This window comes from Acinetobacter genomosp. 15BJ, from assembly GCF_000400715.1.
In the GTDB taxonomy this organism is placed as follows: Bacteria; Pseudomonadota; Gammaproteobacteria; order Pseudomonadales; family Moraxellaceae; genus Acinetobacter.
In genome coordinates this window covers 225,052-247,856 of the sequence record NZ_KE007351.1, presented here as the reverse complement: position 1 = coordinate 247,856, position 22,805 = coordinate 225,052, and the positions used below count along the sequence as shown (strand labels likewise).

Genomic DNA, 22,805 nt, shown 5'->3' with positions numbered 1-22,805 from the left:
AGGATGAGAGTTCTGATTGCTGATGATGAGCCTCTCGCAGTAGAGCGTTTGTCACGTTTAGTGACCCAGATGGGGCACGAAGTCATTGCGACGGCGCATCATGGTCAGGATGTGTTAAATCATATTGAAAACGACTCACCAGATGTCGTTTTATTAGATATTCAAATGCCAGGAATGAATGGTTTGGAATGCGCTGAACAACTCAGTCAGCTCAATCCTAGACCTGCGATTATTTTTTGTACGGCATATGATCAACATGCATTGGAAGCATTTAAATTTCAAGCACAAGGATATTTACTTAAACCTGTTGCACAACAAGATTTACAACAGGTGTTTAATCATTTAACTCACCTTACACAAGCACAAATGACTGGTTTAAAACAACAAGACGATATGTACGATACCAAAACACAACGCCATCAAATTGCTGCGAAAACCTATCGCGGGGTAGAACTGATTCCATTGGAAAATGTCTATTATTTTTTAGCAGATCAGAAATATGTCACTGTTCGCCATAAAAATGGCAGTGTGCTAATTGATGAAACACTGAAAGATTTGGAATTGGAATTCGCAGATCGCTTTATCCGTATCCATCGTAATGCCTTGGTCTCACTCGACTATCTCGAAGGGCTGGAATTGGTGGCCGCTGGGCAATATCAGGTGCGTTTGCGTGAGTTGGAGGAGCGATTGTCTGTCAGCCGTCGCCACTTGCCGAGTTTAAGAGAGTGTATGCATCAATTATAAAACCCAGCTTTTCAGCTGAATGATTGATCACTTTATGAATTTTTACTTGCAATTTCAGGTGATCAAGTTAAGTTTGGAACAATTGCTTTGATCAATACTTAACTTGAATTTATGAAAACCTTAAAAATTGCGACTCGACAAAGCCCTCTTGCACTTTGGCAGGCGGAACATATTCGTTCTCGTTTAAATGCGCTTTATCCGGATTTAACGGTTGAATTGGTTAAGTTTGTCACCCAAGGCGACAAGATTTTAGATACACCGTTAGCCAAAATTGGTGGTAAAGGTTTATTCGTAAAAGAGTTGGAAGCAGCATTGCTGGATGGTCGTGCGGATTTGGCTGTACATTCAATGAAAGATGTGCCGATGCATTTACCAGAAGGTTTAAGCTTGGCTGTGATTTGTGAACGTGAAGATCCTTTAGATGCGTTTGTCTCAAACCAATACTCGCATTTTGATGAGTTGCCACAGGGTACAAAAGTAGGCACATCGAGCCTACGCCGTAAGTGTCAAATTTTACAGCTACGCCCTGATTTAGAAATTGTTGATTTACGTGGAAATGTAGGGACACGTTTATCCAAGCTGGATGATGGTTTGTATGATGCAATTATCTTGGCCAGTGCTGGTTTAAAACGTTTAGGCTTAGCGGATCGAATTCGTCATTGCTTAACCCCTGTTGTAAGTTTGCCAGCGGTAGGTCAAGGCGCTCTGGGTTTAGAGTGTCGTACGGATGACGTGGAATTATTAAAGTTAATCCAACCATTACAACACGAAGAAACCTCGATTTGTGTACGTGCAGAACGTGCCTTTAATGCTTATCTGGAAGGGGGGTGCCAAGTTCCAATTGCTGGTTATGCGATCTTGACTGATGATCAACTGCAAATTGAAGGGCGTGTTGGCAGTGTGGATGGCAAGACCTTGTTGAAAGAGCAATTGGTTGGTGCAACAGTAGATGCTGAGCAATTAGGTGAACAGCTCGCTCAGCGATTGCTAGCGCAAGGTGCGGGTGAATTGCTCAAAGCGCTGTATTAATGCTGTTTATTAATACACGCCCTGATGACCGTGCTTCTGTTTTAACTCAAGCTCTGAGAGAAGTTGGTTATCAAGTCGAAGCACTACCTTTGCTTGAGTTGGTTGCAGCCCCTTTTTCTGAAGATTTGCTACAACTTTACTTGGCCTTAGCTGAGACTCAAGTGATTGTGGTAGTTAGTCCGACTGCTGTTGATATTGGGATACGTTATTTGCAGCAAGCGGGCTTACAACTTTATCAGCTTAAACATATTCAATGGGTTGCAGTGGGGCAAGCTACGGCAAAGGCTTTAGCTCAATTTAAAATAGCAAGTGTTGTTCCTGAGGTGGAAACTTCAGAGGGAATGCTGGAGCTTCCTATTCTAAAACAGCAGAAGCATTTAAAGAAAATTGCATTCTGGCGTGGTTTGGGAGGGCGGCAGTTTATGATGCAGCAATTGCAGCAACAAGGTGTTGAGATTCTGAATTTTGTGCTCTATCGCCGGCAATGCCCAGAACAAAGTTTTTCCAAATTTCCTGAAATTGTAAAAAAAATAAGTTTAAATCAGCCTGTTGCGGTGTTGATGAGTAGTGAAGCAAGCTGGAACTATTGGCAGCAGCTATGTGGTCAGCATCCATGTGCGGCAGAGTGGGTTTATTTGGTTTTAGGCTCACGTCTAGCCCAGATTCTGATACAGGTGCGGGACCAGACTGCTCAAGGATTTAACATTATTCAGCTTGAAAATTTATCTGCATCAGAGATCATTCAACGCATGAGTGATTGGCAAGGACATGTATGAGAAAAATTGGTTATCTAATATTAGGATTGAGTTTATTGTGGTTAGCTAAACTCAGTTACGATGTTGCGCAATATTCTCAAACTGTACCACAGTTACAACAGCAATTAGATCAAACCGAGCAGCGTTATGCTTTATTGAATGATCAATTTGTTGCAGTACAACGCCAGTTGCAAAATACCAGCTCAGTAGAGCCTACGGATAGTGTTTCCATCCCGACTACGGTGACGGGGATTGCACCAGTTATTTTGATTAAGCAGCAAATGCAATTGGTTCAATTTGCATTGGATCAACAGCAGTTTATCTATGCGCTGGATCAACTCAATCAAGTACAACAGCATGTTGTGCAATATGCAGTATCTCCTGCGTTACAACATAGCTTGGTTAAATCGATTGAGCAGGATAAACAAGTCATTCAACAATATGTATTGAGTCAGACACAGCAACAACAGCAACTGGATAGCTTGTTGCAGCAACTAGATCAAAAGATTCAACAAGAAATCCGAAATCCGAAAGTTACCATGACAAAAAATGAAACGGCATCGTGGTGGCAGTGGTTCAAATTAGAAAAAGTACAGCGCAACTCACCTGACTTGATGAGTCGTAATATTACCTTGAAAGAAGCACAATTGCGTTTGTTACTCGCTTCACAAGCCTTAAAACAAGGGCAACTAACAGAGTTTCGAAAATCTACTCTGGAAGTGATGCAATTACTTGCTGAATTGCCAGATCAAAATAGTCAACAAATGAAATTGCGCTTAGAGAAAATTTTAAATCTACCTGTAGTACCAACACCGAAATTAACCACACTGGGTTTGTTGGGATAAGGCATTATGAAACGTTTACTGTTGATTTATGTGCTTGCAAGTTTGGTGCTATTCGCACTGTTTTCTGTATTGAGTTATGGCTATGGAAATGGCTATGTCTATATCTATTGGCGAGATTGGCAATTTCAAACAGGTGTTTTAGGACTCATTGGACTATTTATTCTGATCAGTTTATTGGCACAATTGACTTGGTTATTCGGTAAACGTTATTTTGCCCGCGAGCAGCGAAAAAAAGAAACAATCCTTCATTTTAAAGATTTGCATCCTTATGAACAGCTTGGCATTGTCTGGTTGTTGGAAGCGGCGAAAGATCAGCAAGTCTTTATTGAGCGTGTTTATACTCAGTCAGGATTGCTCAATCATATTATTGATGCGCAATTTGATTATAAAAATGGAGATTATGAAACCGCCTTGCAGAGTTTGGAAAAATCTGCACCGATGGCATTTGAGCTGGCGGAATTACAACGCATCGATATTTATCTTGAGCGGCAAGAAACACAGAAAGCGCTGACACATCTAGAGTTTCTTGCTCAACATCAGCTTTCTCCTTGGTTGACTGAGATTGAAACAGCTTATCAACAACGTATTACTGCATTATGGGGTAAACTTGCGTTACAAGAACCGTGGTTATTCTTGCAAACAACCCAATATGGTTTGTTAGATGCAGAACATCGTGACTTATGGTTACAGCAGTTGCTTATACGATTTGATCAGGCTTCTGTGGATGATCTTGCTGCATTGCAACAACGTTATCTGGTTTTACAGGATGAGATTCAAACTCGTCCGTACAGTAGTAAAGTACTCTGGTTGAAATTATTGGCACGTATGCCAGAAATGAGTTTACAGCATGAAGATCTGGCTTTGCATTTATTACAAGACCAGTTTGATCCAGAAGTGTTTTATCTGTGGTTCCAACAACAATTATTGAAGCAGATTCCAGATTATGCCTATGTTGAGCAGCGCATTATGCAGCTTGAACAGCGTTACACCAGTGTGCCGATGCTTAGCTTTGCAAAATGGCATATTTATGTGGCAACACAACGACAGGCAGAAGCAGAGCAATTATTAACTTTATATCCAGATAATATTTTAATGAGCTATTTAAGGATTAAATCAACTTTGGGTGATAATCCTGATTTAATCAGGCAGTTAAATTTAATATTTGAAAATGATGTGAATTTTCTTAATTTTAAGATATGAGTAAAAATATGAAGGAACTGTCTGTCTATCCGGTTGTACTTAAGCAAACGGTTGCTTGGGGAGATATGGATGCTTTTGGTCATGTAAATAATGTGCAGTATTATCGTTATATCGAGAGTGCACGAATTGCTTATTTAATGGCGTTGAATATCTTTGATCAGGATATATTGACAGTCGTTGCGTCAAGCCAATGTAAATATTTAAGTCCAGTATTTTACCCTGACGTGCTACATATTGGTGCGCGTATCGAAGAGTTAAGAAATAGCGCTTTCCGTATGCATTATGTGTTGTGGAGTGAGACACAACAGCAAACCGTAGCGACAGGTGAGGCGGTTATGGTCTGTGTGGATAAGGCTAGCTCAAAGAAATTAAATATTCCTGATGAGATTAGACAGAAAATAATTCAGTTAGAGCAAAGTGTGGATCACTCTTTAATATCTCATTAATTATTATAAAGACGATTATGTCTATTTTTTTTGATTATATAGTAAATTCATATAATAAGGTTCAAATACGCTGCTTCGGAGAGATTGGTGTATTTGAACATTGATAAGCCCAATAAAATTAGAATTTTTTAGATAAAATTAAGAGTAATTTAATATAAATCGTATTGCTGCTAGCCTCCTATTCACTTTTATAAAATATGTTTTTATATAACACGGCTGCTTTTTTGGGGTTTATTGTAAATAAAATGCGATTTAGTGCTTGATATATGATTAAGTGGGGTAATCTTATATTGATTATTTAATCATTTATAAATTAATATTGAATCGAATTTGAAATTCATTTTATTTTTGAGTGATATATTTCCCCTATTAAGTCGGAGTGGTTCTAATGAAACCAGATATTAGCGAGTTATCTGTAGAAGATTTAAAACGTTTACAAGCTGAAGCAGAAGCTTTAATTGCAAGTAAAAAAGATCAAGCAATTGAAGATGCATATAATCAAATTATTGCAATTGCAGATGCAATTGGCTTCAGTGTTGAAGAATTATTGGAAGTAGGCGAGCAAAAGCGTAAGAAAACCACGCGTAAAGCAGTAGAGCCGCGCTACCGTAACAAAAGCAATGCTGAAGAAACTTGGACTGGTCGTGGTAAACAACCACGCTGGTTAGTTGCTGAATTAGAGAAAGGTGCGAAACTTGAAGATTTCTTAATCTAAGCAAGTTTAGAAGTCATCGTTCTGTCATACGATGACTTTATCCTTTATCAAAAGCCAGGCTTAAAAAGCTTGGTTTTTTTATATCAGAGAATTGGCGATGTTGAAAAAGTATGCATAATGTCATTCAGGGGGCGATTGTCTCAAAAAGGATGATATTTGCATGTTGGTAAGGGTGGAATGAAGAAAAAAACCAAGCAATGGAGATGGTGGATTTTCGCCATTTTTGCATTTTTAATTTTTATTATTTTACAAATTCCAGCAACATGGTTAATTGCGAAATTTTCAAAAGATAATCAAATATTACATAATGTCAGCGGCAACATTTGGCAGGGGCAAGCAGACTGGCAACGTGGTCAGTTGCGTGGTTCAGTGCATTGGAAAACCCGTCCTTTGGATTTGCTATTACTGCGCGTTGGTGCAGATCTCGATATCCATAGTGGTAATACCCAGTTCAATGGCGTTTTTGCTTACGGTTTAAGCAAGAAAATCATGATTAAAGACCTGCAAGGGAAAATCTCGCCTGAAACATTAAAATATTTTGCCAACTGGCAGTGGCCTGAAAACTCAATCCAGCTGAAAGACGTACAATTGAATTACCAAAAAGAGAAAGGCTTTAGTGCGGTAGAAGGACAATTGAATTGGGGCGGTGGTGCGTTGGCCTATACTTTTGGTCAGCGACAAGATCGTATGAATATGCCGTCTTTAGTGGCTGAGCTCAAAGATGAAAATGGGCAATTACAAATTGATGTGCGTGATCAACGTAGTCAGAAAATGGCAAACCTAAGCTTAGATGCGAGTCTGATGCTAGATGTACAACTCACTCAACGCATGTTGTTAAACATTCCCTCGTATGAAGGTAAAGCTGGCTTAGACACCTATGTGATCAGTTCACGGCAACCCTTGTTGCAAGGTGGTTTCTAATGAAAGCAATCACTCAAAAAATACAACAATTGCGTTGGCAAAAACTGGATAAGCTCAGTGGTCTGGTTTTAGCACTCCTGATTTTGTGGTTATGTTGGAAACTGGCTTCATTGTTCTGGTGGGTGGTTGCGCCACCACAACCAATGCAGTTTGACCGAGTTGAATTAGGTTCGCAGCAAGCTCAAGTCCCTAATATCAGTTCTTTTGCGTTATTCAATGAACCTGCAGCAACTTCGGCTGATGATAATGTCAATCTGGAGTTGCAAGGTGTCTTGTTGGGTCAGCCTAATTATTTGTCTTCGGCAGTGATTAAGTTGAATGATAGCGCTGAACGATATCGTGTTGGTGAAACGGTAGGATCAACGTCCTATCAACTGGCCGAAGTTTATTGGGATCATGTGGTTTTAAAACAGGGTAATGGTGCAACCCGAGAAGTTAAATTTAAGGGCTTGGACAAAGGTTTATATCAACCGATCAATCCTGTGCTTAATAACACCAACAATGTAGCGCCAGCAGCAGCTGCGCCCTCGCAAAACTCACCACAATCGGCTTTAGGTCAAGCGATCCAGCAAATGCAGGATAATCGCGAGCAATACCTAAAAAATATGGGGGTTAGTAATGGCGGCGCGGACGGTTATGAAATATCAGACAAGACCCCATCGAATTTAAAAAATACCTTGGGTTTACGTTCGGGTGACCGTATTCTATCGATCAATGGTCAGACCGTCGGGCAGGGACTCAACGAAGTACAATTATTAGAGCAAGTACGTCGTGAAGGGCATGCCAAAATAGAAATAAAACGTGGTGATCAAGTGATGACCATACAACAAAGTTTTTAGTGATCACACGTCACACATCAGTTAGGAACAAGTGCAGGTTATGGCTTTTTTAAATCATCAACGACCACTTTGGGCATTACTTGCCGCAGCACCTTTGCTTGCGTCAGTGAGTACTCATGTGCAAGCACAAACATGGAAGATTAATCTACGTGATGCAGACTTAACCGCATTTATTAATGAAGTTGCGGATATTACAGGGAAGAACTTTGCGGTTGACCCTCGTGTGCGTGGTAATGTGACGGTTATTTCCAACAAACCTCTGAATAAGGACGAGGTGTATGACCTATTTCTAGGCGTACTCAATGTCAATGGTGTGGTGGCGCTTCCTTCAGGAAACACGGTTAAACTTGTCCCTGACAGTAATGCGAAGAACTCTGGGATTCCTTACGATGCACGTAGTCGTGCGGGTGGTGATCAAATCGTAACGCGAGTGATTTGGCTGCAAAATACCAATCCGAATGACTTGATTCCAGCCTTACGTCCATTAATGCCACAGTTTGCGCATTTAGCAGCGGTGGCAGGAACCAATGCCCTAATTGTTTCTGATCGTGCAACCAATATTTATCAGCTTGAAAATATCGTGCGTAATTTGGATGGCACGGGTCAAAATGATATTGAGGCGATTAGTTTACAGTCGAGCCAAGCTGAAGAAGTGATTGGTTTATTGGAGACCATGAGTGCAACCGGTGCTTCAAAAGATTTTATTGGTTCACGGGTGCGTATTATTGCCGATAATCGAACCAACCGTATTTTAATCAAGGGTGATCCAGATTCACGTAAACGTTTACGTCAAATGGTTGAAATGCTGGATGTCCCATCAGCAGATCGTTTGGGTGGGCTTAAAGTCTTCCGCTTGAAATATGCCAGTGCCAAGAACTTGGCTGAGATTTTACAGGGTCTGGTAACTGGGCAATCTGCGTCGTCTTCATCGTCGTCATCGAATAGTAATAACCGATCCAACTCGATGAATAACCTGATCTCGAACAATCAAAACTCAAGCTCGACAACTGGTTCGTCATCTTCTTCTTTTTCGACGCCTTCAATTAATCTAAACGGCAATTCAAGCAATAGTCAAAACTCCAGTATCACCAGCTTTAATGGTGCAGGTATTAGTATTATTGCTGACCCAACGCAAAATGCATTGGTGGTCAAAGCTGAACCACAATTAATGCGCGAAGTCGAAGCGGCTATTCAACAGCTGGATATTCGCCGTCAACAGGTACTTATTGAAGCTGCAATTATTGAAGTCTCAGGAGATGATGCAGATCAACTGGGGATTCAGTGGGCTTTGGGTGATTTAAGCAGTGGTGTTGGCTTGCTCAGTTTTAGCAATGTGGGTGCGAGTCTGGCATCCATTGCCGCAGGTTATGCTACGGGGGGGGCGAGTGGCGCAGCTGCAGCGATTGCAGGTGATGCCAATAAAGGTAATGGCGCCACACTTGGGATTGGTAATTTTGAAAACTCACGTAAAGCCTATGGTGCGCTGATCCAAGCCTTGAAAACCAATACCAAATCCAACTTCTTGTCTACACCGTCGATTGTGACGATGGATAACGAAGAAGCTTATATTGTCGTAGGTCAAAACGTTCCTTTTGTGACGGGTTCGGTATCGACGGGAACTTCGGGTACAGTCAATCCTTATACTACGGTTGAGCGTAAGGATGTGGGTGTCACGCTAAAAGTGATTCCACATATTGGTGACAATGGTACGGTTCGCCTTGAGGTTGAACAGGAAGTTTCGGATGTCCAAAACAACAAAGGTCAGGCAACAGACTTGGTCACCAATAAGCGCGCCATTAAAACCGCTGTACTTGCGGAACATGGACAAACAGTGGTGTTGGGAGGCTTGATTGCAGATAATACGTCATTATCGCGTCAAGGTATTCCTGGGCTGAGTGGTATTCCTTATCTTGGGCGTTTATTCCGTGCCGATGCGCGTAGTAATATCAAACGTAATCTATTGGTGTTTATCCATCCGACGATTGTTGGCGATGCCAATGATGTACGCCGTATTTCTCAACAACGTTATAACCAGCTTTATAGTTTGCAACTTTCAATGGATAAAAATGGCAACTTTGCCAAATTGCCGGAAAATGTTGCAGATATATATAACCCGCAAGCACCAGTCGTGAATTCTCCTTATCAGAAGGTTCCAACAGCGACCCAAGCTAAAAAAACGGTGGTAGTGACGACACCAGTTGCGATTGAAGAACCTCAGGTACAGCAGAAAACAGTACAGTTACCTGTGAAGGAAACAGAGCGCAGTAAAAACACAGTGACGACGACAACAATCCGTCCAGCGTCTTCACAGTAGATGCACAGAAGCGCTTATGTCACAATGTTATGATTGCAAGAAATTATATAAGGATATGCATCTATGACTTGGAAATTACAAGCCATTACAGGTGAATTTACGGGGCAAGAGCTGAATATCGAACGCGACATGTTGGTGGGGCGACACCAAGATGCCGATATTTTATTGCAATCTGCGGATATCTCGCGTCGTCATGCAGCTTTATTGTTAAAAGATAAGCAACTTTGGGTGCAAGATCTCAATTCGTCAAATGGTACATTTATCAACGATGTACGTGTTGAGCAGGAAACCGAATTACATGATGGCGATATTGTGCAATTTGCCAGCTTTGTATTCTCTGTACTTGCGCCAGCGACAGCTGAGATTGAATTACCTGAAATTGAGATTGAGCCTGTGACGACTGCATCACATGATCAAGGTATGCCAAGCATTGCTGAGCGAGCAGTTGAAACACCGATCAGTCGTGATGGTATGCCGCAACAGGTAGGTATTCCAAAACCTGCTCCAATTCCAGAAGGTGTGAGTGTTCAGGCGGTTCCTGAGCCACAGCCTGTTGTAATTGATGAACCTGTTTCACGTGTTGCTCAGGAAAAAGAGCAACAAAAAAATGCTTCGGTAGGTTTGATTTCAATTGTTGTACTGATCATTTTAGCGGTGATTGCTTGGCTGTTCTTTAAATAGTCGGGCGAAGCTTTTACAATCAAGGCATGCCCACGTTGGTGTGCCTTTTTCATTTTTTGAGTCGAAATATATGTCTGTTGCTCAGTTGCAAAGCCGTAGTCTGATCTTATTTGATCTGGATGGAACACTTGTAGATTCCGCTGCCGATCTATACCGTGCGATGAATCTAAGCTTGGAAAAACTCAGTATGCCCATGGTGACTGAAGCGCAAGTTAGGGTTTGGGTTGGAAAGGGTGCAGCTAAACTATGTGAGGCTGTGTTGGAACACCTGTTTGGGCACGTTCGTGCGCAGCAGCAAGAACAATTACTAAATACCTTTGTTGAAACCTATGCAAAAGAATTATGTGTACATACTCAAGTCTATGAAGGGGTCTTGCCTTTTTTAGACTATTGTCAAAATCATGATATTGCCATGGCATGCGTAACCAACAAGCCTGAACATTTAGCGAAAGGCATTTTGGATATTCTGCAATTGAGTCCTTATTTTAAAATGGTGATTGGTGGTGATAGTTTAGCTGAACGTAAACCACATCCCTTGCCATTGTTGCATTGCGTGCAAGCACAGAATACGACAACGTCAGCGACATTGATGATTGGTGATTCAAGTAATGATGTTGAAGCGGCAAGACGCGCAGGTATTGATTGTATTGTGGTCAGCTATGGCTATAATCATGGAGAAAGTATCTATGACTGCCAGCCACAACAAGTGGTCGATCGTTTGGTGGAATTGGTTTAAGCAGATTGAATAAGGAGATAGGCATGAAGATGGTTATGGTTTTTCGATGGCGGGCTTGAGATAGCACTAAAGAAAAAACGCACAGAAATTAAAACCATAGAGAAGATTCATGACCACGTTAGTACAATTTGAACAATTAAAAGCAGCAGGCTATAACACCATTCCTGTTTATCGCCAACGTTTAGCGGATACCGAAACACCACTTTCTGTTTTTGCACGTTTTAAACAACAAAAACAAGCTTATCTATTTGAGTCTGTTGAAGGTGGGGAAAACTGGGCGCGTTATTCGATGATCGGCTTGGGTGAGTCTACTGTTTTTTCATGCAATGCAGGTGTCTTAACCATTCAACAGGCGGATGGTACTGTGGTTCAGCAGGATTGTGCTGATCCTTTTGACTATATCCGTGAGTTTCAAAGCCAGTTTAAAGTCCCCACTCAAGTCGAATTACCTGATCTTCCAAGCTTTACTGGGGGATTGGTGGGCTATTTGGGCTATGACGCTGTGCGTTATATTGAACCAAAACTGAAAAATGTGCCTGCTGCTGATCCTGTAACGTTACCTGACCTTTGGTTGATGCTCTCTCAAACCGTGATTGTGTTTGATAATTTAAAAGATACCTTGTTTTTAATTCATCATGCCGATGTGAATCAGCCTGATGCTTATGCTCAAGCTCAGCAAAAGCTGGATCAGCTTGAGCAATTACTTGCAATACCCGTCAGCTTGCAGGCGAAACCACATACTGCACCCCATTTTGAATCGATCACAGGCAAAGCAAAATTCCTTGAAACGGTTGAAAAGGTCAAAGAATATATCCGTGCAGGTGATGTGATGCAGGTGGTGCCTGGGCAACGTATGGTGTCTGATTTTGATGGTGAGGCATTGCAGGTCTATCGTGCACTCCGCCATTTAAATCCATCGCCGTATTTATTCTTGGTACAAGGGCAGACCTTAACGGATCAAAAGCCGTTCCATATTGTGGGTTCATCACCAGAAATTCTTTCTCGCTTAGAAAATGGCATTGCAACCGTACGCCCTTTGGCAGGTACGCGCCCGCGTGGTAAAACCAAAGAAGAGGATCTCGCTTTAGAGCAAGATTTATTGGCAGATGAAAAAGAGATTGCTGAACATCTGATGCTGATTGACCTTGGTCGTAATGATGTGGGACGTGTATCTAAAATCGGGAAAGTGCAAGTCACTGACCGTATGGTGATCGAACGTTATTCACATGTCATGCATATTGTCTCCAATGTACAAGGTGAAGTCCGTGACGATGTCGATGCTTTGGATGTGTTTAAGGCAACATTCCCAGCAGGGACACTTTCAGGTGCGCCAAAAATTCGTGCCATGGAAATTATTGACGAAGTTGAGCCGGTGAAACGTGGGGTATTTGGTGGTGCTGTTGGATATTTAGGCTGGCATGGTGAAATGGACATGTCGATTGCGATTCGTACCTGTGTAATTCGTGATAAAAAGGTCTATGTACAAGCAGGAGCGGGGCTGGTTGCAGACTCAAATCCTGAATCTGAATGGAATGAAACCCAAATAAAAGCTCGCGCAGTGATCAAAGCGGTTGAATTATCGTCAAACGGATTGATTTTATGAGTTTTTAGCGATTTTTTTGAAAAAAGCACTTGCATCGATTCAGAGTTTTGCTAAACTGCACACCGTTCCGATACGAAACGTACGAAACACTAAGAAAGAGCCGGCATAGCTCAGTTGGTAGAGCAACTGACTTGTAATCAGTAGGTCCACAGTTCGAATCCGTGTGCCGGCACCATCTTAAAAGTGTGGTAGTATAAAGTAAAAGAACAGCACTGTGTAAGTGTGATATGGTGAGATTCCCGAGCGGCCAAAGGGGGCAGACTGTAACTCTGCTACGAAAGTTTCGAAGGTTCGAATCCTTCTCTCACCACCATCTAACTTCGATTGAAGTGGTCAGTACCAACATGCGGGAGTAACTCAGTTGGTAGAGTGGCAGCCTTCCAAGCTGCATGTCGCGAGTTCGATCCTCGTCTCCCGCTCCATCGAAGATGTCGCTCTTATAGCTCAGTGGTAGAGCACTCCCTTGGTAAGGGAGAGGTCTCGAGTTCAAATCTCGATAAGAGCTCCAGATATACAGTTTAGTGGTTATTCCACAAGTTTTTAAAGAAGCAGGCTATTATAGTCTGCTTTTCAAGTATTAGGTGTCTAGTTTTTTAGGCGAATGTCGATAAAGAAGGTTTTTCAGGGTTGTTTTTCTCTAAACTGGTGTCGACGTAAACGAGGAAAATCAAAATGGCTAAGGCTAAGTTTGAACGTAATAAACCACACGTAAACGTGGGTACAATTGGTCACGTTGACCATGGTAAAACAACTTTAACTGCTGCGATTGCAACTATTTGTGCAAAAACTTACGGCGGTGAAGCGAAAGATTACTCACAAATCGACTCAGCTCCTGAAGAAAAAGCACGTGGTATTACAATTAATACTTCACACGTAGAATACGATTCTCCAATCCGTCACTACGCTCACGTAGACTGCCCGGGCCACGCCGATTATGTTAAAAACATGATTACTGGTGCTGCTCAGATGGACGGCGCGATCCTTGTATGTGCTGCGACTGATGGTCCAATGCCACAAACTCGTGAACACATCCTTCTTTCACGTCAGGTTGGTGTACCTTACATCATCGTATTCTTGAACAAGTGTGACCTTGTTGATGATGAAGAATTACTTGAATTAGTAGAAATGGAAGTTCGTGAACTTCTTTCTACTTATGACTTCCCAGGTGATGACACTCCAATCATCCGTGGTTCAGCTCTTCAAGCATTAAACGGTAACGATGGTCCTTATGGCGAACAAGCTGTAATCGACTTAGTTGCTGCACTTGATTCTTACATTCCAGAACCAGAACGTGCTATCGACAAAGCATTCTTGATGCCAATCGAAGACGTATTCTCTATCTCAGGCCGTGGTACAGTAGTAACTGGTCGTGTAGAAGCTGGTATCGTAAAAGTTGGTGAAGAAGTTGAAATCGTAGGTATCAAAGATACGGTTAAAACGACTGTAACTGGCGTAGAAATGTTCCGTAAATTGCTTGACGAAGGTCGTGCAGGCGAGAACTGTGGTGTTCTTTTACGTGGTACTAAGCGTGAAGACGTACAACGTGGTCAAGTACTTGCTAAGCCAGGTACAATCAAGCCGCACACTAAATTCGATGCAGAAGTATACGTACTTTCTAAAGAAGAAGGTGGTCGTCATACTCCATTCCTTAACGGTTACCGTCCACAGTTCTACTTCCGTACAACTGACGTAACTGGCGCGATCAAATTACAAGATGGCGTAGAAATGGTAATGCCTGGTGACAACGTTGAGATGTCAGTAGAGTTAATCCACCCGATCGCAATGGACCCAGGTCTACGTTTTGCGATCCGTGAAGGTGGTCGTACTGTAGGCGCTGGTGTTGTTGCTAAAGTAACTGCATAAGCCTAATACCATGTGTTACACTCAAATCGAAAGCTCCGGCTTTCGATTTGTACGTTAGGTCAGTAGTTCAATTGGTAGAGCGTCGGTCTCCAAAACCGAATGTTGGGGGTTCGAGTCCCTCCTGGCCTGCCACTTTTTTTAAATAAAAAAGCTTAATTCTGGCTGAGTTGTCATATAATAAGTCGCGAATTCTACGACGAGTAAAAAAATGTCGAATGATAAATCGCGTGACGCATTAAGCGACGCGCCAATCCCTCAAAGAAATAATGTTGCAGAAGTTGTAAGTTCTGGTTCACCACTAGATGTTGTCTTATGGTTGATTGCTATAGCTTTATTAGTCGGTTCAGCATTGGTAAATCAGCATTTACCTGCCTATTGGGCGCCAGCAAATGATATTTGGGTGCGTGTTGGGGTGATTTTGGCTTGTGTCGTAGTCGCTTTAGGTTTATTATACGCCACCCATCAAGGCAAAGGCTTTGTGCGTTTATTGCAAGATGCGCGAATTGAACTGCGTCGAGTGACCTGGCCAACAAAACAAGAGACGATCACGACATCGTGGCAAGTTCTCTTGGTTGTACTTGTTGCATCATTGGTTTTATGGTGTTTCGACTACGGGTTAGGTTGGTTTATTAAGTTAATTATTGGGTAAGAACGCGATGAAACGTTGGTATATTATTCATGCCTATTCAGGCTTTGAAAAACAAGTGATGCGTTCGCTTAATGATCGAATTCAGCGTAGTACTGTTGCTGAAAGCTTTGGTGAAGTCCTTGTCCCTACTGAAGAAGTAGTGGAAATGAAGGATGGTAAGAAGCGTAAATCTGAGCGTAAATTCTTTCCTGGCTATGTATTAGTCGAAATGGAAATGAATGATGATACTTGGCACATTGTAAAAGAGTGTCCCAAAGTTCTTGGTTTTATTGGTGGTACACCAGAGAAACCAGCGCCGATTTCACAACGTGAAGCTGATGCGATCCTTGCTCGTGTGCGTAATACAGGTGAAGCACCTCGTCCTAAGACGATGTTTGAACCTGGTGAAGAATTGCTCGTTGTTGACGGTCCGTTCACTGACTTTAAAGGGGTCGTGGAGGAAGTTCAATACGAAAAGTCACGTTTAACGTTGACGATTAATGTATTTAATCGACCAACTCAGGTTGAACTCGAGTTTCGCCAAGTCGAAAAAACGATTTAATCTGCGTCGGTTGAGAAGCGCCCGATCTGATCGGGCATTGTTGTTCTAACACTTCGGTGTTGTTTAATTTTTTGGGGAGCCTAGCGGCGTCTGTACCCAGAGGTAATTTTCAATGGCTAAGAAGATTGACGGCTATATCAAGCTGCAAGTTCCAGCTGGTAAAGCGAATCCATCTCCACCAATTGGTCCTGCTTTGGGTCAACGTGGTGTAAACATCATGGCATTCTGTAAAGAATTCAATGCTGCTACACAAAAACTTGAAGTTGGTTTGCCAATTCCTGTCGTGATCACTGTGTACAACGATAAGTCGTTCACTTTCATCATGAAAACTCCACCTGCATCTATTCTTCTTAAGAAAGCTGCTGGTATTCAAAAGGGTTCTTCTGTACCTAACAAAACTAAAGTTGGTAAGTTGACTCGTGCTCAGTTAGAAGAAATCGCGACTACTAAAGAACCAGATTTAACTGGTGCTGATTTAGACGCTCGTGTGCGTACCATTGCTGGTTCTGCACGTTCTATGGGCTTGGAAGTGGAGCTATAAGACATGGCAAAGTTAACTAAACGTCAAAAAGCCATTGCTGCTGCTGTAGAAGCAAACAAAGTTTATACTTTGGAAGAAGCAGTACAAGTTCTTAACAGCCTTCCAGCTGCGAAGTTCAAAGAATCTTTAGATATCGCTGTAAACCTTGGTGTAGACCCGCGTAAATCTGATCAGGTTGTTCGTGGTGCTACAACTTTACCTGCGGGTACTGGTAAAACTGTACGTGTTGCAGTATTTGCTCAAGGTGCTGCTGCTGAAGCTGCGAAAGCTGCTGGTGCTGATATCGTTGGTTTTGATGACCTTGCTGAAAGCATTCAAGGCGGAAACCTTGATTTCGACGTAGTTATTGCTGCTCCTGATGCAATGCGCGTTGTTGGTAAGCTTGGTACGATTCTTGGTCCACGTGGCTTAATGCCAAACCCGAAAGTGGGTACAGTAACGCCTGACGTTGCTAACGCGGTTAAGAATGCTAAATCTGGTCAAGCACGTTACCGTGTAGACAAAGCGGGTATTATCCACGCTGCGATCGGCCAACTTGGCTTTAGCGAAGAAGCTGTACGTCAAAACGTTGAAACTTTAATTGCAGACTTGAAAAAGTTAAAGCCTGCAACTTCTAAAGGTGTATACGTTAAAAAGATCACTTTGAGCTCAACTATGGGTCCTGGTTTGATCGTTGACGTAAGCAACGTTTCTAAGTAATTAGTAAGAATTTTGAAGCCTTAGATTTTCTCTTTGAGGAAGTCTAAGCAAACTTTGAATTGATAAATGAATGTTTATCAGCGTCAAAGACCTCAGGCGAGAAATATTTTCGAATGTTTTTCTTAATCATCCAGTCTGAGTAGACGCGGTGGTGTGATTTGTTGCTCCTCCGCGTGTAAGTCTGAATAGGGCTTACGAATTGGGAGTGCACTCGTATGAGTGCATAAATCACCGTTAGGAGGTTTTACGATGGCTCTTCTTATCGAAGACAAAAAACAGATCGTTGCTGAAGTAAGTGAAATTGCTTCTACAGCGTTCGCTGCCGTTGTTGCTGACTACCAAGGTTTAACTGTTGAGCAATTAACTGCTCTTCGTGTTGAAGCTCGTAAACTAGGTGTTGCTACACGTGTTGTACGTAATACTTTAGCTAAACGTGCTCTTCAAGATACGCCATTCGCTATCTTGAATGACGACCTTGTTGGTCCAACAATCTTAGCATTCTCAACTTCTGAAGACGACATGGGTGCAGCTGCACGCTTGTTCGAAGAATTTGCTAAAACTAATAAAGCATTTGAATTAAAGGCTGCTGCATTTGAAGGCAAACTTTATCAAGGTGCTGACGTTAGCGTTATCGCGAATCTTCCGAACCAAGAAAAAGCGCTTACTATGCTTGCCTCTGTTCTTCAAGCTCCTATTTCGAAATTGGGTCGCTTACTTACAGCGCTTCAAGAGAAAAACGGGTCAGAAGCTGCTTAAGCTTAAATCTACTTTCACACCATTCAATATCCATTTGGAGTTACTCTCATGGCTTTAACAAACGAAGAAATCTTAAACGCAGTTGCTGAAAAAACTGTTCTTGAACTTGTTGAACTTATTTCTGCTTTCGAAGAAAAATTCAACGTATCTGCTGCTGCTGTAGCTGTTGCTGCTGGTCCAGCTGCTGCTGCTGTTGAAGAACAAACTGAATTCAACGTAGAGTTGACTTCTTTCGGTGCTAACAAAGTTGCTGTAATTAAAGCAGTTCGTGAAGCTACTGGCCTTGGTCTTAAAGAAGCTAAAGATCTTGTTGAAGGCGCTCCTGCAGTTCTTAAAGAAGGCGTTTCTAAAGAAGAAGGCGAAGAACTTAAGAAGAAGCTTGAAGAAGCTGGTGCTACAGTTACACTTAAGTAATGCTGTAGGGAGTCGATTTTTTGAAAATCGGCTCCAAAAAATGGCTGATGGCTCTTGGGTCATCAGCCTTTTTGCGTTACAATAATCGGCTCGTTTTTTGTTAGTTTTACGTTTGATGTGCGTATTATTTAGACAAAATACATAAAATCAAACGCTTACCAATATTTTTTTGCTTATAAAAATATTGTTAAGCGTTTTAATACCACTAAAAATTGCAGCATTTGTAAACAGTGGTGGCCATATCGGCCTGCGTAATTCCTTCTAGACCCGTTCTGCAGGCGGGTTTAGTTTACTTTCCGAGGACTCCAGATGGCATACTCATATACCGAAAAGAAACGGATCCGTAAGAATTTTGGTAAATTGCCCCACGTAATGGAAGCACCGTACTTACTTTCGATTCAGGTCGATTCGTACCGTACATTCTTACAAGGCGGTAAAACTCCAAAAAATCGCGAAGATATCGGTCTCCAAGCCGCATTTCGTTCAGTTTTTCCTATTGAAAGTTATTCTGGCAATGCTGCTTTAGAATTTGTTGAGTATAGTCTTGGTAAGCCTGAGTTTGACGTACGTGAATGTATTTTACGTGGTTCAACTTATGCAGCACCAATGCGCGTAAAAATTCGTTTGATCATTAAAGATCGTGAAACGAAATCAATTAAAGACGTTCGTGAACAAGAAGTTTACATGGGTGAAATGCCACTCATGACAGATAACGGTACTTTCGTTATCAACGGTACAGAGCGTGTAATCGTATCTCAATTACACCGTTCACCAGGCGTATTCTTTGACCATGACAAGGGTAAAACCCACTCAAGCGGTAAAGTGTTGTATTCAGCACGTATTATTCCTTACCGTGGCTCATGGTTAGACTTTGAATTTGATGCCAAAGATTTAGTCTTTGTACGTATTGACCGTCGTCGTAAATTATTGGCAACGGTGGTTTTACGTGCCTTAAATTACAGCAACGAACAGATCTTGAATTTGTTCTACGAAAAAGTACCTGTATATCTTGATATGGGTAGCTATCAGATTGACCTCGTTCCAGATCGCTTACGTGGTGAAATGGCGCAATTTGATATCTTAGACAATGATGGTAAAGCGATCGTTGAACAAGGTAAACGTATTAATGCACGTCATGTACGCCAAATGGAAGCTGCTAACTTAGCGAAGCTTTCTGTACCTGATGAATATTTATATGAGCGTATTACAGCTGAAGACATTCCATTGAAAAATGGTGATGTAATTGCTGCGAATACTGTGCTTAGCCATGAAATCTTAGTGAAGTTGGCTGAAGGTGGTGTTAAACAGTTTAACATCCTATTCACCAATGACATCGATCGTGGCTCTTTCGTTGCAGATACATTACGTGCAGATACTACAACAGGTCGTGAAGAAGCACTTGTTGAAATCTATAAAGTAATGCGTCCAGGCGAGCCACCAACAAAAGAAGCTGCTGAAAACTTATTCAACAACTTGTTCTTCTCTTCTGAGCGTTATGACCTTTCTCCAGTTGGTCGTATGAAGTTCAACCGTCGTTTGGGTCGTCCTTACGAAGTGGGTACGGATCAGAAGTCGCGTGAAGTTGAAGGTATTTTATCGCACGAAGATATCATTGATGTACTGCGTACATTGGTTGAAATCCGTAACGGTAAAGGTGAAGTCGATGATATCGATCACTTGGGTAACCGTCGTGTACGTTCTGTTGGTGAAATGACAGAAAACCAATTCCGTGTTGGTTTAGTCCGTGTTGAACGTGCTGTTAAAGAGCGTTTAAGCCAAGCAGAAACAGATAACTTGTCTCCGCAAGATTTGATCAACGCAAAACCAGTCGCTGCTGCAATCAAAGAATTCTTTGGTTCAAGCCAGTTGTCTCAGTTCATGGACCAAAACAACCCATTGTCTGAGATTACACACAAACGTCGTGTATCTGCGCTTGGTCCAGGTGGTTTGACACGTGAACGTGCGGGCTTTGAAGTACGTGACGTACATCAAACTCACTATGGTCGTGTTTGTCCAATTGAAACGCCTGAAGGTCCAAACATTGGTTTGATCAACTCGCTTTCTGTTTATGCAAAAGCAAACGATTTCGGTTTCTTGGAAACACCTTACCGTAAAGTTGTTGATGGCCGTGTAACTGATGATGTTGAATATTTATCTGCAATTGAAGAAGTAGGGACTGTCATTGCACAGGCCGATTCTGCAGTGGATAAAGATGGCAACCTGACTGAAGAAATGGTTTCTGTACGTCATCAAGGTGAATTCGTACGTATGTCGCCTGAGCGCGTAACACATATGGACGTTTCTGCACAGCAGGTTGTTTCTGTTGCAGCATCATTGATTCCATTCCTTGAACACGATGATGCGAACCGTGCATTGATGGGTTCGAACATGCAACGTCAGGCTGTTCCTACGTTACGTGCTGACAAGCCGCTTGTTGGTACAGGTATGGAAGCAAACGTAGCACGTGACTCTGGTGTGTGTGTGATTGCAGACCGTGGTGGTGCGATTGAATATGTAGATGCATCTCGTATCGTGATTCGTGTAAACGAAGATGAAATGATCGCGGGTGAAGCGGGTGTAGATATCTACAATCTGATCAAATACACACGTTCAAACCAAAATACATGTATCAACCAAAACGTTATCGTAAACTTGGGTGACAAAGTTGCTCGTGGCGATATCTTGGCTGATGGTCCATCGACTGATATGGGTGAACTTGCGCTTGGTCAAAACATGCGCGTCGCGTTCATGACATGGAACGGTTATAACTATGAAGACTCGATCTTACTTTCTGAGCGTGTACTTCAAGAAGACCGTTTAACTTCGATTCACATTCAAGAATTGTCATGTGTGGCACGTGATACCAAGTTAGGTGCAGAAGAAATTACTGCCGATATTCCTAACGTTGGTGAAGCTGCACTATCTAAGTTGGATGAGTCTGGTATCGTTTATATCGGTGCTGAAGTAACTGCAGGTGACATCCTTGTTGGTAAGGTAACGCCTAAAGGTGAAACTCAGTTAACACCAGAAGAAAAACTACTTCGCGCAATCTTTGGTGAAAAAGCAGCTGACGTTAAAGACTCTTCTTTACGCGTTCCATCTGGCACTAAAGGTACTGTGATTGACGTTCAAGTCTTCACACGTGATGGTTTGGAAAAAGATGAACGTGCTCAAGCAATTGAGAAAGCTCAGCTTGATGCATACCGTAAAGACTTGAAAGAAGAATACAAAATCTTCGAAGAAGCAGCACGTGAACGTATTGTTCGTTTGTTGAAAGGTCAAGAGTCTAACGGTGGCGGTTCAACTAAACGCGGTGATAAACTTGCTGAAGATGTATTGTCTGGTTTAGAGCTTGTTGATTTACTTGAAATCCAACCGACTGATGAAGCAATTGCAGAGCGTCTAACTCAAATTCAAGTGTTCTTGAAAGAGAAGAGCTATGAAATTGATGAGAAGTTTGCAGAGAAGAAGCGTAAACTTTCTACAGGTGATGAATTAACCACTGGCGTATTGAAAGTTGTTAAGGTTTACCTTGCGGTTAAACGTCGTATCCAGCCTGGTGATAAGATGGCGGGTCGTCACGGTAACAAAGGTGTTGTATCAAACATCTTGCCTGTTGAAGACATGCCGCACGATGCAAATGGTGTACCAGTCGATATCGTATTGAACCCATTGGGTGTACCGTCACGTATGAACGTGGGTCAGATTCTTGAGACTCACTTAGGTATGGCGGCCAAAGGTCTTGGCGATAAACTTGAAAAAATGTTGAAAGAACAACGTACAGTGTTAGAACTACGTGATTTCTTAGACAAGATTTATAACAAGGTCGGTGGTGAGCAAGAAGAGCTTGATAGCTTAACTGATGCCGAAATCTTGGCGCTTTCAGGTAACTTACGTGCCGGTGTTCCATTAGCAACACCTGTATTTGATGGTGCTGAAGAAAGCCAGATCAAAGACTTACTTGAATTAGCAGACATCTCACGTACAGGTCAAACGGTATTGTTTGACGGACGTACAGGTGAGCAGTTTGATCGTCCTGTAACTGTAGGTTACATGTACATGCTCAAATTGAACCACTTGGTTGATGACAAGATGCATGCGCGTTCAACAGGCTCTTACTCACTTGTGACTCAACAGCCGCTTGGTGGTAAAGCACAATTCGGTGGTCAGCGTTTCGGTGAGATGGAAGTATGGGCACTTGAAGCATACGGTGCAGCATATACACTCCAAGAAATGCTCACTGTGAAGTCGGATGACGTCGAAGGTCGTACACGCATCTATAAGAACATTGTAGATGGTAACCATTATATGGATCCGGGTATGCCTGAATCGTTCAACGTATTGACCAAAGAGATCCGTTCTTTAGGTATCAACATTGAACTGAAAAATGGTGACTAAAAAATCTCCCCCACCCCCTCTTTGAAAAAGGGGGGTGAAAGTCCCCCTTTATAAAGGGGGATTCGAGATTCCCAAATTTCAGTAAAAACAATATTTGTGACCCAGTCGGGCGAGCT

General features: G+C 42.1%; 21 protein-coding genes and 5 tRNA genes. All 26 read left to right on the top strand.

Annotated elements, in window-relative coordinates:
* The first annotated feature begins 3 nt into the window (after nt 1–3).
* The 26 genes from F896_RS01060 to rpoB all read left to right on the top strand — a co-directional run bounded on the left by F896_RS01060 (nt 4) and on the right by rpoB (nt 22,689).
* A complete protein-coding gene (locus F896_RS01060) occupies nt 4–744 on the top strand; it encodes a LytR/AlgR family response regulator transcription factor (protein WP_005191841.1) in 741 nt (246 codons plus the stop codon).
* Nucleotides 745–855: 111 nt separating this feature from the next.
* Nucleotides 856–1,773 (top strand): hydroxymethylbilane synthase, encoded by a 918-nt coding sequence (gene hemC / locus F896_RS01065; RefSeq protein WP_016165120.1) that lies wholly within the window; start codon nt 856–858, stop codon nt 1,771–1,773.
* Entirely contained in the window at nt 1,773–2,549 is a 777-nt protein-coding gene (locus F896_RS01070) for a uroporphyrinogen-III synthase (RefSeq protein WP_016165119.1), read from the top strand. Before hemC ends, F896_RS01070 begins: the two co-directional genes overlap by 1 nt.
* Complete coding sequence (locus F896_RS01075) at nt 2,546–3,373, top strand: hypothetical protein (protein ID WP_016165118.1); 828 nt, start codon at nt 2,546–2,548, stop codon at nt 3,371–3,373. Before F896_RS01070 ends, F896_RS01075 begins: the two co-directional genes overlap by 4 nt.
* 6 nt (nt 3,374–3,379) lie before the next feature.
* Nucleotides 3,380–4,573: a hypothetical protein gene (locus tag F896_RS01080; RefSeq protein ID WP_005314848.1), complete on the top strand. Its 1,194-nt coding sequence runs from the start codon at nt 3,380–3,382 to the stop codon at nt 4,571–4,573.
* Nucleotides 4,574–4,581: 8 nt separating this feature from the next.
* The gene (locus tag F896_RS01085) at nt 4,582–5,019 is read left to right on the top strand and encodes an acyl-CoA thioesterase (protein WP_016165117.1); all 438 of its coding nucleotides are present in this window, start codon (nt 4,582–4,584) and stop codon (nt 5,017–5,019) included.
* Between the two features lie 388 nt (nt 5,020–5,407).
* Nucleotides 5,408–5,734, top strand: coding sequence for an H-NS histone family protein (locus tag F896_RS01090; protein WP_004802206.1), 327 nt, complete (start codon nt 5,408–5,410; stop codon nt 5,732–5,734).
* 177 nt (nt 5,735–5,911) lie between these two features.
* Nucleotides 5,912–6,655: a type II secretion system protein N gene (gene gspN, locus F896_RS01095; protein WP_016165116.1), complete on the top strand. Its 744-nt coding sequence runs from the start codon at nt 5,912–5,914 to the stop codon at nt 6,653–6,655.
* A complete protein-coding gene (locus tag F896_RS01100) occupies nt 6,655–7,494 on the top strand; it encodes a type II secretion system protein N (RefSeq protein WP_016165115.1) in 840 nt (279 codons plus the stop codon). Before gspN ends, F896_RS01100 begins: the two co-directional genes overlap by 1 nt.
* 40 nt (nt 7,495–7,534) lie before the next feature.
* A complete protein-coding gene (gene gspD, locus F896_RS01105) occupies nt 7,535–9,808 on the top strand; it encodes a type II secretion system secretin GspD (RefSeq protein ID WP_016165114.1) in 2,274 nt (757 codons plus the stop codon).
* A 63-nt stretch (nt 9,809–9,871) separates the two neighbouring features.
* Nucleotides 9,872–10,489, top strand: coding sequence for an FHA domain-containing protein (locus tag F896_RS01110; RefSeq protein WP_016165113.1), 618 nt, complete (start codon nt 9,872–9,874; stop codon nt 10,487–10,489).
* Between the two features lie 70 nt (nt 10,490–10,559).
* Nucleotides 10,560–11,225, top strand: a complete 666-nt coding sequence (locus F896_RS01115; RefSeq protein WP_016165112.1) for a phosphoglycolate phosphatase — start codon at nt 10,560–10,562, stop codon at nt 11,223–11,225.
* Nucleotides 11,226–11,334: 109 nt separating this feature from the next.
* Nucleotides 11,335–12,828, top strand: a complete 1,494-nt coding sequence (gene trpE / locus F896_RS01120; RefSeq protein WP_016165111.1) for an anthranilate synthase component I — start codon at nt 11,335–11,337, stop codon at nt 12,826–12,828.
* Between the two features lie 99 nt (nt 12,829–12,927).
* Nucleotides 12,928–13,003, top strand: a tRNA-Thr gene (locus F896_RS01125).
* 54 nt (nt 13,004–13,057) lie between these two features.
* Nucleotides 13,058–13,141: transfer RNA gene (locus F896_RS01130), tRNA-Tyr, on the top strand.
* A 33-nt stretch (nt 13,142–13,174) separates the two neighbouring features.
* Nucleotides 13,175–13,250: transfer RNA gene (locus F896_RS01135), tRNA-Gly, on the top strand.
* An 11-nt stretch (nt 13,251–13,261) separates the two neighbouring features.
* A tRNA-Thr gene (locus F896_RS01140) sits at nt 13,262–13,336 on the top strand.
* 164 nt (nt 13,337–13,500) lie between these two features.
* On the top strand, nt 13,501–14,691 hold the full coding sequence (gene tuf / locus F896_RS01145) for an elongation factor Tu (protein ID WP_016164501.1): 1,191 nt from the start codon (nt 13,501–13,503) through the stop codon (nt 14,689–14,691).
* 56 nt (nt 14,692–14,747) lie between these two features.
* Nucleotides 14,748–14,823: transfer RNA gene (locus tag F896_RS01150), tRNA-Trp, on the top strand.
* Between the two features lie 76 nt (nt 14,824–14,899).
* A complete protein-coding gene (secE, locus tag F896_RS01155; protein WP_004802225.1) occupies nt 14,900–15,340 on the top strand; it encodes a preprotein translocase subunit SecE in 441 nt (146 codons plus the stop codon).
* Nucleotides 15,341–15,347: 7 nt separating this feature from the next.
* A complete protein-coding gene (gene nusG / locus F896_RS01160; RefSeq protein WP_004802226.1) occupies nt 15,348–15,881 on the top strand; it encodes a transcription termination/antitermination protein NusG in 534 nt (177 codons plus the stop codon).
* A 112-nt stretch (nt 15,882–15,993) separates the two neighbouring features.
* The gene (rplK, locus tag F896_RS01165) at nt 15,994–16,422 is read left to right on the top strand and encodes a 50S ribosomal protein L11 (protein WP_004637639.1); all 429 of its coding nucleotides are present in this window, start codon (nt 15,994–15,996) and stop codon (nt 16,420–16,422) included.
* A gap of 3 nt (nt 16,423–16,425) precedes the next feature.
* Nucleotides 16,426–17,121, top strand: a complete 696-nt coding sequence (rplA, locus tag F896_RS01170; protein WP_004656290.1) for a 50S ribosomal protein L1 — start codon at nt 16,426–16,428, stop codon at nt 17,119–17,121.
* A gap of 249 nt (nt 17,122–17,370) precedes the next feature.
* Nucleotides 17,371–17,877 (top strand): 50S ribosomal protein L10, encoded by a 507-nt coding sequence (rplJ, locus tag F896_RS01175; protein ID WP_004802230.1) that lies wholly within the window; start codon nt 17,371–17,373, stop codon nt 17,875–17,877.
* A 48-nt stretch (nt 17,878–17,925) separates the two neighbouring features.
* Nucleotides 17,926–18,291 carry a 50S ribosomal protein L7/L12 gene (gene rplL, locus F896_RS01180; RefSeq protein ID WP_004802232.1) on the top strand — a complete coding sequence of 122 codons (366 nt, stop codon included), beginning with the start codon at nt 17,926–17,928 and terminating at the stop codon, nt 18,289–18,291.
* 309 nt (nt 18,292–18,600) lie between these two features.
* Entirely contained in the window at nt 18,601–22,689 is a 4,089-nt protein-coding gene (gene rpoB, locus F896_RS01185; protein ID WP_016165110.1) for a DNA-directed RNA polymerase subunit beta, read from the top strand.
* Nucleotides 22,690–22,805 lie beyond the last annotated feature (116 nt).

Coding starts and splice junctions, on each gene's coding strand:
- F896_RS01060 (WP_005191841.1), top strand. CDS start 4: ATGAGAGTTCTGATTGCTGATGATGAGCCTCTCGCAGTAGAGCGTTTG.
- hemC (WP_016165120.1), top strand. CDS start 856: ATGAAAACCTTAAAAATTGCGACTCGACAAAGCCCTCTTGCACTTTGG.
- F896_RS01070 (WP_016165119.1), top strand. CDS start 1,773: ATGCTGTTTATTAATACACGCCCTGATGACCGTGCTTCTGTTTTAACT.
- F896_RS01075 (WP_016165118.1), top strand. CDS start 2,546: ATGAGAAAAATTGGTTATCTAATATTAGGATTGAGTTTATTGTGGTTA.
- F896_RS01080 (WP_005314848.1), top strand. CDS start 3,380: ATGAAACGTTTACTGTTGATTTATGTGCTTGCAAGTTTGGTGCTATTC.
- F896_RS01085 (WP_016165117.1), top strand. CDS start 4,582: ATGAAGGAACTGTCTGTCTATCCGGTTGTACTTAAGCAAACGGTTGCT.
- F896_RS01090 (WP_004802206.1), top strand. CDS start 5,408: ATGAAACCAGATATTAGCGAGTTATCTGTAGAAGATTTAAAACGTTTA.
- gspN (WP_016165116.1), top strand. CDS start 5,912: ATGAAGAAAAAAACCAAGCAATGGAGATGGTGGATTTTCGCCATTTTT.
- F896_RS01100 (WP_016165115.1), top strand. CDS start 6,655: ATGAAAGCAATCACTCAAAAAATACAACAATTGCGTTGGCAAAAACTG.
- gspD (WP_016165114.1), top strand. CDS start 7,535: ATGGCTTTTTTAAATCATCAACGACCACTTTGGGCATTACTTGCCGCA.
- F896_RS01110 (WP_016165113.1), top strand. CDS start 9,872: ATGACTTGGAAATTACAAGCCATTACAGGTGAATTTACGGGGCAAGAG.
- F896_RS01115 (WP_016165112.1), top strand. CDS start 10,560: ATGTCTGTTGCTCAGTTGCAAAGCCGTAGTCTGATCTTATTTGATCTG.
- trpE (WP_016165111.1), top strand. CDS start 11,335: ATGACCACGTTAGTACAATTTGAACAATTAAAAGCAGCAGGCTATAAC.
- tuf (WP_016164501.1), top strand. CDS start 13,501: ATGGCTAAGGCTAAGTTTGAACGTAATAAACCACACGTAAACGTGGGT.
- secE (WP_004802225.1), top strand. CDS start 14,900: ATGTCGAATGATAAATCGCGTGACGCATTAAGCGACGCGCCAATCCCT.
- nusG (WP_004802226.1), top strand. CDS start 15,348: ATGAAACGTTGGTATATTATTCATGCCTATTCAGGCTTTGAAAAACAA.
- rplK (WP_004637639.1), top strand. CDS start 15,994: ATGGCTAAGAAGATTGACGGCTATATCAAGCTGCAAGTTCCAGCTGGT.
- rplA (WP_004656290.1), top strand. CDS start 16,426: ATGGCAAAGTTAACTAAACGTCAAAAAGCCATTGCTGCTGCTGTAGAA.
- rplJ (WP_004802230.1), top strand. CDS start 17,371: ATGGCTCTTCTTATCGAAGACAAAAAACAGATCGTTGCTGAAGTAAGT.
- rplL (WP_004802232.1), top strand. CDS start 17,926: ATGGCTTTAACAAACGAAGAAATCTTAAACGCAGTTGCTGAAAAAACT.
- rpoB (WP_016165110.1), top strand. CDS start 18,601: ATGGCATACTCATATACCGAAAAGAAACGGATCCGTAAGAATTTTGGT.